Origin of the sequence: Blautia faecis (genome assembly GCF_027662325.1) — a bacterium.
Taxonomy (GTDB): Bacteria; Bacillota; Clostridia; order Lachnospirales; family Lachnospiraceae; genus Blautia_A; species Blautia_A faecis.
Map to the genome: position 1 here is coordinate 135377 of NZ_JAQDKY010000005.1, position 13401 is coordinate 148777.

Here is a 13401-nt window from a genome sequence, read left to right on the forward strand (position 1 = left end):
TGCCGCCTGAGTTTTTTCCTGCTGCAGGAGGTAAAATATGTTGTCAGAAAGCGTATTGTCAGTCAGAAAAGAATTGTTCCCACAGAATAAAACGGCTGTCAGTGACATGCCGAAAGTAAATATACAAAAGAAAGTACAACCGACAGATGCAGATATGGTACAAACATCGCTGTCATTTGAAAACATATATTATTCTTTATGGGAAATAGCTGGACGCTACAGCAGCTTTTGCCAGTTTCGCGTGATTGGAAACAGTCATGACGAGAGAATGATCCCAATGCTGGAAGTTGGCACCGGCGCACAGATGATCTTCTGTGTGGCTGGAATTAATGGAACTCAGGCTCTTTTGCCGGAACTTCTTCTGAAAATGGCAGGAGAATACTGCAGGGCCTACGAATGCGGTTGGAAGCTGGATGAATTTTATGAAGTGAAAAAACTCCTTGATAAAATAAGGATCTGTCTGATTCCGATTTTAAACCCGGATGGTTATGAAATCCGCCAGAATGGCTTTGGTGCTATTCGAAATCCAGTTTACCGTCAAATGCTTCGTATGCAAAGCATTCCTGCTGAGGATTTTGGATATAATGCCCGTGGAATGGATATTTCACATAATTTTCCAACGGTTCATTATATCCGTTCACGTATGGGAGAGGAACCAGCCAGCGAGAATGAGACAAAGGCATTGATCCGGATCATTCAGGAATATGATGGAAGAGGACTTTTGACGTTTGCTCAATCCGGAAGGGAAATCATTTATTATCACTGTCAGCAGGGAGTGGGAAGTCTTCCGAAATCCTACCGGCTGGCAAGACATATGCAGAAATCTTCTTCCTATCATCTGGAAAGGGAACAGATGATCGAATCGGCCAGGGAAAAATTTAAGGGAATGGGAACCCCGGAACAATACTATATTCAAACGAAAAAACAGCCGGCATTTCGTATTAAAGTACCAGCTCAAAGCGGAAATGGAAGAGGCGTTGAAGAGGATAAAAAGGCAGTATATGAGGAAATACATTTGCTTCCATTGGAATATATATTTTCATTAGACAATTAAATGTTATTGTTTGCAGGTGAGCTTTTGTAAAATAATTACCGGAGAAAGCTGGCCGGTAACCATAAAAGGAGATGTCCGAAATAATCGAAACATCTCCTTTTAGTATATGATTTGTTTTTTGGCGTTTACGAAACGCATAGAAGATTGCCATGCGCATCCGAAATGATTATTTTTCGGAAGTAGCAGTTTCCGGTCTTTCGTATTTCCTGCGGATATCTTTCATGACAAAAAGATAGGAAACACCGGTAAATACTGCTGCTGTAACCCACGCTGCCGGGTCACAGAAGCATGCAAGTGCATAACTTCCTACCGCCATGGAAATCATTGCTACAACCAGACGTGCAACCAATTCAGAAACACCACCCATCATAGGCAGGAATCCATATCCGCAGCCCTGCATGGTATTTCGGAATACGAAAATACTGCTTAAAGGAATGTAAAAGATCACACTCATATAAATGTAAGTTTTTGCCCATGGAAGCATGCTGTTCATATCCACATTTCCAGTGAAGAAAAGTCCAAGAGCTGGTTTCAGAAGAATACAAACCAGCACGGCTGCTGCAAGAGCATATACAACAGAAGCTTCCAGAGACGCTTTAACACCCTGGCGGATTCTCTTGATATCACCCTTTCCGAAGTTCTGTCCACTATATGTCGCCATAGTCTGTCCCATAGCCATCATTCCCTGGGTTACCAGGTTCTGCACCTTGCTGGCTGCCGTAAAAGAGGCAACGGCATCGGAACCGAAAAGATTGATGGCAGATTGCATGACCATAGTACCGGAAGCTGTAATTGCAAACTGCAATGCCATAGGAATTCCCATAGCCAGCTGGTTACGGCTCTCCTGGCCGTGAAGCCTCCAATGTCTTCTGTTTGGGGCAAGAGAAGGCATACGTATATAGATGTAGACCAAACAGAGTATTGCGGAAACGCCCTGAGAAATAATGGTTGCCCATGCTGCTCCGGCAACGCCCATTTTAAAATTGATAATCAGTACCAGATCCAGAATTACATTTAAAGCTGCGGAAAATACAAGAAATACCAGCGGAATCTTACTGTTTCCAACTGCACGCAGGTAAGAGGAAAACAGGTTGTAAAAAATAGTGGCGATGATTCCGGCGCTGATGATCATAATGTAGGTATATGCATCCTGAAAAATGTTGTCAGGTGTGTTCATCAGCTTCAGAAGAGGGCGCATGCCCAGCAAACTTAAAGAACTGATGATTACGGTAAAAATCAGGGAAAGAAGAATTCCGTTAGCTACACTGATCTTTACCCCTTCGGTATCTTTGGCACCGAAGCGCTGAGCGGTGAGTACGGAGAAACCAGCTGTGATTCCCTGCGAGAAGCCCACAGTAAGAAACATGATCGTTCCGGTGGATCCGACTGCCGCAAGGGCATCCGCGCCTACATAGCGTCCTACAATAATCGTATCTGCCATATTATAGAGCTGCTGAAAAATGTTTCCAATAATAAGAGGAAGCATAAATTTCAGGATTACCGGCAAAGGCCGGCCTTTTGTCATATCTTTTTCCATAAAAAACTCCTTATTGAGAAATATAGAAATCGTAAATAAAAAGTGTTACTAAATTACTTACATATTAGAGTGTGTCAGAGTCTGTTTGAAAAATCATTCCCACAAAATATAACGCACATTTTGCAGATTGCATTTTTTTACATACTCTGGAAGCGAAAATTATTTTATCACACTGCGGATTATCTGTCACTATTTTATTTTTGACTATTTTAAAGGCATTTAATGCCATAATGTTCAAGAAACCACACTTTTTCTCGAAAAATGTTTAGGAATTTTGACTGATATGTTGGTTTTGCTTGCTATTTGCTCTCATAAATGGTAAAATCAAATATAACGTGAAGATATTTTTTTGAAAGAGAGGCATTCATATAAATGGCGAATGAACATGGAGAACAGATCAGAATCGTGCAGGAGACTGTGGCTGGTAAGGAGATTACTTTTGCCCATGTAATGGGAGGACCGGCACCGATCATTTATCAGAAGCTTGGGTTGAATCCGCAGCTGGATTATCGTTCCTCTGCAATTGGAATCATGAATATGACACCTCCGGAATCCGCAGTTATCGCTTCTGATATTGCGGTGAAGAGCGGTAATGTTTATCTTGGATTTGCAGACCGGTTTACAGGGACTTTGATCATTACAGGAGAGATTTCTGATGTAATGTCTGCAATGACTGAGATCGTAAATTATTTCCGGGATTCTCTGGGATATGTGGTCTGCAATATTACGAAACGATAGGAAGTAGAAGCATGGAGCGAATAACGAAGGAAGAGCTGCTGGAAATGCTATTCCATGATGATTATGAACATCTGAAGGGGAAGAAGCTTCGTATGACTCGTGTGCGTGTACCGGGAAAGGAAGTTTGTCTTGCCCATGTGATCAGTCCTTCCCAATCTTGTATTTATGAAAATCTGGGACTGCATATTGGAGTTCATGAGGGGGAAGACCACACAGGAGAATCCATTGGTCTGATCCGTTTTACTCCCTGGGAAGCGGTTGTGGTAGCTGCAGATGTTGCCATGAAGAGTGCAGATGTACAGATCGGGTTTATGGATCGTTTTTGCGGTTCTCTGATCATTACAGGAGGATTGTCCCAGGTGCAGACTGCTGTGGAAGAGGTCGTACGTTTCTTTGACAGAGAGTTAGGCTTTAAAACATGTGCGGTTCACAGAAGCTGACAGATACCTTATGGCTGCGGGAACAGCAGCTTATGGATACGATATTATGATATGCAAATGTAAAAATAATGCACTGCTGTATTTTTACAAGTAAGGTTTATTGAAAACAGGGGAAATACAATTCGATGAAGAAAATTTTTTTGATGGGAAGAAGTGAGGCCGGCAAGACCTCACTGACGCAGGCACTAAAAGGCGAGGAGCTTCATTATATAAAAACACAATATACCAATTCCAATGACGATACCATTGACTCTCCGGGGGAGTATGCAGAGTCAAAAAGATTCAGTGTAGGACTTGCATGTTTTTCCTTTGAGGCAGATGTGGTGGCAATTGTGCAGGCTGCAGATGAGCCATTTAATCTGTTTGGTGCAAGCTGCCGCTCTTTTATCCTTCGTCCTCTTATTGGCATTATCACAAAAATTGATTCACCATATGCCAATATCCCTATGGTGAGACAATGGCTGATCAACGCTGGATGTGAACGCATTTTTATGGTGAATAATGTGACCAGAGAGGGAATTGATGAGTTGATGGAATATCTGCAGGAGGATACCCCGAAGCTTACATTGGAACAGGCGAAATTCAAACAGAGCCTTGGTCTGAACGAGTGGGATCCTCTTCCAGAGGGAGTGGCTTATCCGGAAGAAATTGCTTGAGAGAGTCTCATTACCGTATTGCCGGAGATTACAATTTACAGATAAATCCCCCGGAAGAGGAACCGGAGCCTGAAATTGCAATTCCTAAAATAGAAATAGCAGTAGGAGAAACCACAGAATTAACAACAGATAGTAGTTCTGATAGAATCCCCACCGACGGTTCACCGATCATATTATATCAGATATTGGTGCAATAATTGGAAAATAAGTTAGCAACCACCAGTTCAAATTAAAATCTATGATTTCGATATTCTCGGGGACTGCATCCCTTTATTTTGGCAAAAACTTTGGAATAATAATTGGGATCTGAAAATCCAGCCTTGTCAGCCACCGCGCTGACAGGCTGGTCATCCTGCAAAAACTCCAGGCTGCGCTCGATCCGATATTCCTGCAAAAAGGCAAACAAGGTAGTATTCATATGACGTTTAAAAAGCCGGGTACATTCGCTTTCACACAGGTGGATGTGTCCGGCGATGTCATTTAAGGTGATCTTATTTTGATAATTTTCTTCTATGTAGGACAGAATCTTCTTGATTCGGTCGTATTCCAGAGAGTTTTCCCTGGAAGCCTGGGGTTCGTAGGTAATATGCTCCAGAAGAAGCCGCCACATGGATTGCAGGCAGATGGTAATGTCCAGCTCATAAAAATCCGGTTTCTTTTCATCCAGATCAATAATGCGGAGAAGATATTCGCGAAAAGGCTTGTGCCAGGGCTCACTCTGGTCGATACAGATGGCAGGGAGCATAGAATCCTGAATGACAGGATCTACATATTTGCTGTTGACAGTGCTTTGGAAAAATCCATAAATCAGCCTGGAATCAAAAGTTACAGGAATATAAGCGCAGTCCTTCTGATTTTCCATTGTGCCAGAGTGAAGGGCACCGGAGTTGTTAAATACAATATCTCCTTCTTTTAAGTGGTAAACCATATGGTTGACCTTGTAGCACATAGTGCCTTTTTGCACATAAGTAATCTCTATTTCCGGGTGCCAGTGCCACATAAAGGAACCAGACTCATATTCTGAAAGTTTCTGGTAGCTGACCAGGAATGGAAACTGTTCATTGCCGTGCTGTTTTAATTCTTTTTGAAACTGATTGGTTATGATCTGCATGCCAAACCTCCCGAGAAAAAATTTCATATCCTGTGGACTGTATAGAATTCCATATGTTCAAAAATAGAGAACTACAATAAAACGCATAAATTTACCTGTATTATACATCTGTTAAAGATAAAAACGCAATATATTACTTGTTTTTCGCAAGTTATTTAAGGTAATGCAAAGGAAATGCATGTAAAATGAAATTAACTTGATGAGAGATCCGGATAAGCACAGATGAAGCGGAAAATATGCACTGAGGCAGCTGGAGTACAGAATGTAAAATTATAACAATATTAACAAAAATAGGAGAATGAGACCATGAATTTACCAGAAAAAGCAAACCTTGAGAAAATCTATGGAGAGAACAGTGCCTGCGCAGCTCGTTTCCAGAATCTAGCAGACAACTTTGCCAGAATCTACAAACATGACCATGCAGATTTCTTTACTTCCCCTGGAAGAACAGAAATCATCGGAAACCATGTTGACCACAACGGCGGCAAGGTAATCGCAGGAAGTATCAATCTGGATACCATCGGCGCAGCTGCACCGAATGGAACCAACGTGATCCACATTACAAGTGAAGGCTACAGAGATGAGATCGTAGTTGATCTTGACAAGATCAGCAGAGCCAACTATCCGAAAGGAACCTTTGCCCTGGTTGCCGGTATGATGGAAGGTGCGAAGAAGAATGGCTTTCAGACAGCTGGTTTTGATGCCTATGTAAGCACCAACGTGATCGCAGCAGCAGGAGTAAGTTCCTCTGCATCCTTTGAAATGCTGATCTGCGTAATCATCGATTACTTCTTTAACGACAGCAAGATGACTTACACAGACTATGCAAAGATTGGTCAGTACGCAGAGAACGTATACTGGGATAAAGCTTCCGGAATGATGGATCAGATGGCATGTGCAGTTGGTGGTCCGGTTCTCTTCGACTTTGCAGACAGAAATGATCTGAAATACAGCAAGCTGGACTTCTCCTATGGAAAATTTGATCACAAACTGGTTATTGTAAACACCGGAAAAGGCCATGCAGATCTCAGCCAGGAGTACTCTGAGATTCCAGGTGAGATGAAAGCAGCAGCCAAGGTACTTGGTGCAGAGCTTCTTCATGAGACTACTCTTGAAAATCTGCTTGCACATGTAAACGAGATTCAGGACGACAGAGCAATTCTCCGTTCCATTCACTTCTTTGAAGAGACTTCCCGTGTAGAACGGGCAGCAGAGGCAATTGGTAAGGCAGATTACGAGGAATTTTTGAAGCTGATGGATGAATCCGGAAGATCGTCCTGGGAACTGCTTCAGAACTGCTACTGCATGAAAGACTGCCACGAGCAGAAGATCCCGTTGGTTCTTGCTCTTACCCAGCTGTTCCTGAACAAGATCGGCGGCGGTATCTGCCGAGTACATGGCGGCGGATTTGCCGGTGTTATTGCAGCTGTTGTACCGGAAAATGAAATGGAGAATTATGTAGAATACATTTCCCAGTATGTTGGCAGAGAGAACGTTTATCCAATGGATATCCGCGCAATTGGAGCTGTTCACATTGGATAATGACAATATTCTGAGTTATCTGAACTAAAGGTGACCTTTTTCGCAGCAGCTTTTCGCTATGACAGCCAGTTTAGAACTTTTACAGTCTTTTTGTGTTACCGTATTTGCGTAATATATACATAAAGAATCTGGACATATTTCCTTCTGACGTGCTATATTGAGTCTATCACAGAATTTTCGGAAATAAAGGAAAATACGAAAGAAGGAGAATCAGATGGAAAGATTGATTTTTCATGTTGATGTGAACAGCGCTTTTCTTTCCTGGGAGGCAGCGAGCAGAGTAAAGGCAGGTGAGCCGGATCTGCGGGAAATTCCGTCTGCAGTAGGCGGTGATCCCAGGACACGTACCGGAATCATAGTTGCGAAATCCATTCCTGCCAAGAAATACGGAGTACAGACTGGTGAGCCCGTGGCAATGGCCCTTCGAAAATGCCCGAATCTGGTAGTGGTACCTAGTGATTTTCGCCTTTACACGAAGAATTCCCAGGCATTTAAAGCAATTTGTAAATCTTATGCTCCTGCAATGGAATCCTTTTCTATTGATGAGGTATTTCTGGACATGACTGGAACTTCCCTGATCTACCCGGATCCCATAGCAACAGCCTGTGAGATAAAGGATAAGATTTATCAGGAGCTTGGATTTACAGTAAATGTGGGAATTTCCACCAATAAGCTGCTGGCGAAAATGGCCTCGGACTTCGAGAAGCCAAATAAAGTGCACACCCTTTTCCCGGAAGAAATTCCGGCAAAAATGTGGCCTCTTCCCATCAGAGATCTGTTATTTCTGGGAAAAGCTTCGGAAAAGAAGCTGGTTGATTTCGGTATCCGCACCATAGGGGAACTGGCTCGGGAAAGGGAGTCCACTATTCAGACACTTCTGGGAGAAAAGACCGGACATCAGCTCTTCCAGTACGCCAGAGGCATTGACAATTCTCCGGTTTTGGAAGTGCCTGAGGAGAGTAAAGGCTTCAGCGTGGAGAAGACTTTCAATGATGATATTGTATCTATGGAGCAGATCCAGCCTATTTTATTGGAGCAATGCGATGTGGTAGCCACCAGAATGAGGCGGAAAGGAAAGAAATGTACCTGTATTTCTGTCACCTTCCGCACTCTGGATTTTAAGAATCGTTCCCATCAGATGAAGCTTGGAAGCGCTACGGATGTAACTGATGAAGTCTACGCAAATGCCAGAAAACTGTTCGCAGAGTTCTGGAAGGGGCAGCCATTACGTCTGATCGGAGTGGCACTCACCGGACTTACTGAGGACGGATTCGAACAGATGTCCCTGTTTGAGGACTGTGCGAAAAAGGAACAGCGCCAGAAGCTGGATGCAGCGATGGATGCCATCCGCATGAAATTTGGAAACGACAAGATCACCCGGGCCAGCATTATGAACAGCAATGCAGGAATCGGGCGAAAAGCCAAGGCGCAGATGGAAAACGAAGAAAATGGAAAAGGATTCTAAAAGAAATAGAAAAGAGAACATTGTCATTTCTTTTGCAGGGAAATGCAATGTTCTTTTTTTGCACAGGAAACACTGTTTTGTTCTTATGTAAAAAAATGTAAAAAAACGCTTGACGAAAATACAATTCCAGTGTACTATATTGCTATGACAGTGATACAGAAAGAGAGGTAACCATGGAATATAATTCATCGCTGCCAATTTATCTCCAGGCAGCAAATTCTATAAAGCAGGATATTGTAACAGGCAAGCTGTCTCCTGGTGCGAGGCTTCCATCTGTGCGGGATCTGGCAGTAGAATATACCATTAATCCCAATACAGTCAGCCGCGTATATAAAGAATTGGAGATGGAAGGCGTCTGCTTTACCAGACGCGGGATGGGAACCTTCGTGACAGAAGATCCGGAAAGAGTGCAGCAGCTGAAGGAAGAGATGGCAGGAGCCCTGATCCGGGAATTCCTGGAAGGAATGGAGCAACTTGGTTTTTCCAGAGCTCAGGCAATCGGATTTCTGGAGAAAGAACAGTCGGAATGACGAGGAGTGTATAAAAATGATCTTAGAGAGCAGAGAAGTAACGAAGAAATACGGCAGTAAGACTGCTGTGAATCAGGTATCTTTACAATTGGAGCCAGGCCTTGTATACGCCATGCTTGGCCCCAATGGAAGCGGCAAGACCACCTGGATGAAAATGGTAGCAGGACTTGTAAAGCCTACCAACGGTGAGATCCTTTATCAGGGAACTCCCATTGGAAAAGAGAGTAAAAAAGAAATTGCTTATATGTCCACGGAGCCTTATTTCTACAACTGGATGACAGTTTCAGATGTGGGAAAATATTATGAGGACTTTTTCGAAGATTTTTCCATGGAGAAATACAGACAGATGATTTCCCGCATGGAGCTTACAGAGGACATGAAAGCGAAGAAGCTGTCCTCTGGTATGATGGCCAAGCTGAAAATTGCAGTTACCATGGCAAGGGAGGCTAGGCTGTACTTGCTTGACGAACCGTTGAACGGCATTGACCTTCTTGCAAGAGACCAGATCATGAAGAGCATTCTGGAAGCCATAGATCCAGATGTGACACTGGTAGTTTCCAGTCATCTCGTAGACGAACTGGAACGTGTAGCAGATGCAGCCATTTTTATGAAAGATGGTATTTTGGCAAATCAGTGCATGGTAGAGGAGCTTCGGATTAATCAACACAAATCCGTAGTGGATCTGTACCGTGAAATCTATGGACATGGAGGAGAAGAAGTATGTTAAAGTTGATGAAATATGAGCTTCGGAAAACCGCATTTTCCAAACTGGTTCTGTTGGTGATCACAGCAGTTGCAGAAATTGCATTTTTAATAGGTGTATTTTGGAAAAAGGATAATATTCTGGCAATGGGAATTATTTTCCTGGTCATGTGTACAATATTTGGTGTTATCTACATTGGTATAGAGAGTGTAAATGTTCTCCATCGTGACCTGAATACCAAACAGAGTTATATGTTATTTCTCACACCAAAGAGCAGTTATCAGATTCTGGGAGCCAAGATCCTGGAAAATGGAATTTCCATTATCATGGCAGGCGCATTTTTTGCAGCGCTGGCAGCCATTGATGTGACAGTTGCAACTCTTTACATTGGCGGTCTGAAAGAGATGATCAATCTGGTGAGTTCCTTTATGGAAGTAAACTGGTCCGTGACTTTTACTCCGGCAGAAGCAGCTTTCTATTTCTTTGGTCTTCTGGCAAGCTGGATCGTCTTCATTGTGAATGCTGACCTGTCCGTGATCTTATCCGCCAGTGTCCTTGCAGGCAAAAAAGGCAGCGGCATCGCCGGCTTCCTTATCTTCCTGGTAATATCTTCTGTTATTGGGAAGCTGCTGGATCTCATTCCGGTTCTGAAAAGTATGGAACTTACTTTTGTCCTGTATATTGCAGCATCATTTGCCATTGCGGCAGTGCTGTATGTAATCAGCGGCTGGATCATGGAGAAGAAGCTGAGCGTATAATAGAAAACGCAGGATCAGAAGGTTAGAGCGTCAAAAAAGATCTATTTCAAAACAGGGCATTACCTGCTTCTCGTTGAGGAGTAAGTAATACCCTGTATTTTTTTACTTAATCAGGCGTTTTTTGAATTAGTACTGACCACTCTGGCCGCTCTGTCCTGCGGACATGGATCTTTCCTGCGCCTCGATCATCTTTTTAACCATATAACCACCTACACTACCATTCTGCTTGGAAGTAAGGTTTCCGTTGTATCCGTCTGTAAGCGGCACACCCAGCTCATTTGCAACCTCAAATTTGAAACGATTTAATGCGCCCTTTGCTTCTGGTACAGCTGCTTTGTTAGAAGAAGTATTGTTTGACATAATCATTTTCCTCCTTGGTTAATTGTTGTTTTGTTTGATGTTACATTGCTAGTATGTACTCTGACAATGAAAATACACTGGGAATAAATGGGGTGATTAAAAAAAGACAACAAAAAATAAATATGCCGGACAGCAAAATGTTTTAACTTGACGCTACATTCTCAGTGTAGAAATTCTTATATTGGGAGCATATCTTATTACAGGAACAAAAAATTGCATACACAAAAATAGAGATAGGAAGCGAGACTTCGTACTTATAATATGAAATCTCCCTATCCTGAAGAATTTAACAGGCAGGCCATTGGACTTACTGCCAGCTTGCATTTTGCACCGACCCAGAAAGCAGCGGATGCACTGCTGAAAGAGGGTAAGGATCCAGAGCAGATTTTTGTCACAGGAAATACAGGAATTGATGCTTTGCACTATACGGTGCGAAATGATTTTTATCACCCGGAAACAGAATGGGCAAAAGGCAGCAGACTGATTGCTGTGACAGCACACAGAAGGGAAAATCTGGGAGAACCCATGCGTGATATGTTCCGGGCTATACGCAGGATCGTGGAGGAATTTACAGATGTGAAGGTTATTTATCCTGTACATTTGAATCCGCAGGTCAGAAAAATCGCAGATGAGGAATTCGGTGGATGTGATAGAATACACCTGATCGAACCACTGGATGTGGTAGAATTTCATAACCTGATGAAAGCCAGTTATCTGATCATGACTGATAGTGGCGGAATTCAGGAAGAAGCTCCGGCATTGGGAAAACCTGTGCTGGTCATGCGAGATACAACAGAACGTCCGGAAGGTGTGGAAGCAGGAACCTTAAAGCTTGCAGGCACGAAGATGGAGGATATTTACAGAGAATGCAGGCAGCTTCTTACAGAACCTGAAATTTACAGAAGGATGAGTGAGGCCAGAAATCCTTATGGTGATGGGACTGCAAGTATCAAAATCAGAAAAATCCTGGAGAATATAGATGCATGAGCATAAACACAATTAATGCAGAAGAAAAGTAAAACATCGAAAGAACGTGATGAAACTTATTATATTTTGCATAACTGTGGGAATTTCACTTATGTTCATTTATTATCAGAATCTGAGAAAAGAAATAGATGTCCGGCAGAAATGGCTGGAAACAGTCTTGACCGGAGAAAAAAAGTGGATTCTTGAAAATCAGGGGCCTGAGGGTGAATTTTACATGAATGGAAGTAAAGCCGGAGATGTTAATCCATACTTTGCATGTATGGCTGCACTGGGGCTTCTGGCAGAAACAAAGAACTGCCCCATTACTGAAACAGAGAAAAAAGCTGTTGGCAGGTATCTGGACTGGCATACCGGGATTTTGCTGGAAACAGATGGAAAAATGGGAATCTACAGGAAAAAGAGTGGGAAACTTATTTATAAAGAAAAGGCTGATTCCGAAGACGGGTATCTTGGTATGTATCTTTTTCTTATGGGAAAATATCTGGAAAAGACAGAAAGTACAGACCTGCCGGAATACTGGAAAAAGGGAATCAGCCTTGCATTAAAAAAGATTCAAAGCCTGATGCAGGATGGAATTACACAGGTCTCAGAAGAAAATACAACAGTTTATCTGATGGATAATCTGGAAGTATGGAAAGGCCTGTACGAATTAGAACATGCAGGACTAAAGGATGTGCAGGCAATCCGTGAAATGCGTAATAAGCTACAGGCACAGATAGAAAAGCTATTCTGGGATGATGCAAATCAAAGATGGAGAATTATTGAAAACAGTGATCTGTATCACCAGAAAGAATTTTATCCGGATGGAGTTGCTCAGATTTATCCGCTGATTTATGAATTTCCGGTAAAAGAGAAGAAAAAGCAAAAGATATTATATAAGCAGTTTACGGAAAGGTTTCAGTGGCAGAAGCTGACTAAAAAAAGAAATGGCTTTTTGTGGGCAATGACAGGAATGGCTGCTGCGCAGATGGGGGATATCAATAACCTTTTGGAAATGATAAGAAATTATGAAGCAGAATACTGTGAGAACCGAAAATATCCGCTATACACAGGCGAAGCAGGATGGATTTGTATGGAATGTGAGAAATTGTATAGTTTATATGAAAGAAAAATAAAAACAGGATTTTTGGTTTGACCGGGCTTCCGGCTTTTTGTAAATTGCTGCAGAATATTAAATATGTACTCTTTAGACAATGACTTCAATTGTCCAGAAAAAAATCAAAGCATTGTTGAAAAAATTCTATTGTTACATGATTACGTAAATGATATACTTAAGTACAAGAAAACCGTGTGAAATTACAGCTTGCTTTTTGCACGGTTTCCTTTAAATTAGATAGTTAGTTTTGCCTAACACGATAAAAATATGACAAATTATAGAATAATAGATATTAGGGAATATAATCAACAAGCTATAGAATAAATACTATATCGCTGAAGATAATTACTTTTGCCAATAAATTTTTTCGAGCATATATGAAAGGAAATTTTATGCTAATAAATATTTTTGAAGGTATACTGAT

General features: G+C 42.0%; 14 protein-coding genes and 1 pseudogene. 12 read left to right on the forward strand and 3 right to left on the reverse strand.

Annotated elements, in window-relative coordinates:
- Positions 1-37 precede the first annotated feature (37 nt).
- Entirely contained in the window at positions 38-1054 is a 1017-nt protein-coding gene (locus PGQ38_RS04465; protein ID WP_243243646.1) for a M14 family zinc carboxypeptidase, read from the forward strand.
- A 166-nt stretch (positions 1055-1220) separates the two neighbouring features.
- Here PGQ38_RS04465 and PGQ38_RS04470 read toward each other — a convergent pair whose 3' ends face one another.
- Positions 1221-2591, reverse strand: coding sequence for an MATE family efflux transporter (locus PGQ38_RS04470; protein ID WP_118578383.1), 1371 nt, complete (start codon positions 2589-2591; stop codon positions 1221-1223).
- Positions 2592-2963: 372 nt separating this feature from the next.
- Between PGQ38_RS04470 and PGQ38_RS04475 the strand changes: the two genes are divergently transcribed.
- From PGQ38_RS04475 to PGQ38_RS04490, 4 genes are all read left to right on the forward strand, one after another.
- A complete protein-coding gene (locus PGQ38_RS04475; protein ID WP_118578382.1) occupies positions 2964-3329 on the forward strand; it encodes a BMC domain-containing protein in 366 nt (121 codons plus the stop codon).
- Between the two features lie 11 nt (positions 3330-3340).
- Positions 3341-3769, forward strand: coding sequence for a BMC domain-containing protein (locus PGQ38_RS04480; protein WP_118578381.1), 429 nt, complete (start codon positions 3341-3343; stop codon positions 3767-3769).
- A gap of 125 nt (positions 3770-3894) precedes the next feature.
- Positions 3895-4425 (forward strand): EutP/PduV family microcompartment system protein, encoded by a 531-nt coding sequence (locus PGQ38_RS04485; protein ID WP_187565666.1) that lies wholly within the window; start codon positions 3895-3897, stop codon positions 4423-4425.
- Entirely contained in the window at positions 4422-4622 is a 201-nt protein-coding gene (locus PGQ38_RS04490) for a hypothetical protein (RefSeq protein WP_187565665.1), read from the forward strand. Before PGQ38_RS04485 ends, PGQ38_RS04490 begins: the two co-directional genes overlap by 4 nt.
- A gap of 32 nt (positions 4623-4654) precedes the next feature.
- On the opposite strand, the gene PGQ38_RS04495 is transcribed toward PGQ38_RS04490, so the two are convergent.
- The gene (locus PGQ38_RS04495) at positions 4655-5536 is read right to left on the reverse strand and encodes an AraC family transcriptional regulator (protein WP_118578380.1); all 882 of its coding nucleotides are present in this window, start codon (positions 5534-5536) and stop codon (positions 4655-4657) included.
- A 306-nt stretch (positions 5537-5842) separates the two neighbouring features.
- Between PGQ38_RS04495 and PGQ38_RS04500 the strand changes: the two genes are divergently transcribed.
- From PGQ38_RS04500 to PGQ38_RS04520, 5 genes are all read left to right on the forward strand, one after another.
- Complete coding sequence (locus PGQ38_RS04500) at positions 5843-7078, forward strand: galactokinase (protein WP_148462565.1); 1236 nt, start codon at positions 5843-5845, stop codon at positions 7076-7078.
- 214 nt (positions 7079-7292) lie between these two features.
- Positions 7293-8543 carry a DNA polymerase Y family protein gene (locus tag PGQ38_RS04505; RefSeq protein WP_173715590.1) on the forward strand — a complete coding sequence of 417 codons (1251 nt, stop codon included), beginning with the start codon at positions 7293-7295 and terminating at the stop codon, positions 8541-8543.
- Positions 8544-8716: 173 nt separating this feature from the next.
- On the forward strand, positions 8717-9073 hold the full coding sequence (locus PGQ38_RS04510; protein WP_173719511.1) for a GntR family transcriptional regulator: 357 nt from the start codon (positions 8717-8719) through the stop codon (positions 9071-9073).
- Positions 9074-9089: 16 nt separating this feature from the next.
- Complete coding sequence (locus tag PGQ38_RS04515) at positions 9090-9800, forward strand: ABC transporter ATP-binding protein (protein WP_118584213.1); 711 nt, start codon at positions 9090-9092, stop codon at positions 9798-9800.
- Complete coding sequence (locus PGQ38_RS04520; protein WP_118584212.1) at positions 9794-10534, forward strand: hypothetical protein; 741 nt, start codon at positions 9794-9796, stop codon at positions 10532-10534. Before PGQ38_RS04515 ends, PGQ38_RS04520 begins: the two co-directional genes overlap by 7 nt.
- A gap of 126 nt (positions 10535-10660) precedes the next feature.
- Here PGQ38_RS04520 and PGQ38_RS04525 read toward each other — a convergent pair whose 3' ends face one another.
- Entirely contained in the window at positions 10661-10894 is a 234-nt protein-coding gene (locus tag PGQ38_RS04525; protein WP_118584211.1) for an alpha/beta-type small acid-soluble spore protein, read from the reverse strand.
- A 237-nt stretch (positions 10895-11131) separates the two neighbouring features.
- Between PGQ38_RS04525 and wecB the strand changes: the two are divergent.
- Both wecB and PGQ38_RS04535 read left to right on the forward strand, forming a co-directional pair.
- Positions 11132-11881 (forward strand): annotated as a pseudogene (gene wecB, locus PGQ38_RS04530) (non-hydrolyzing UDP-N-acetylglucosamine 2-epimerase); the annotation flags it as partial.
- A gap of 91 nt (positions 11882-11972) precedes the next feature.
- Entirely contained in the window at positions 11973-13016 is a 1044-nt protein-coding gene (locus PGQ38_RS04535) for a hypothetical protein (protein WP_204452170.1), read from the forward strand.
- The last annotated feature ends 385 nt before the right edge of the window (positions 13017-13401 follow it).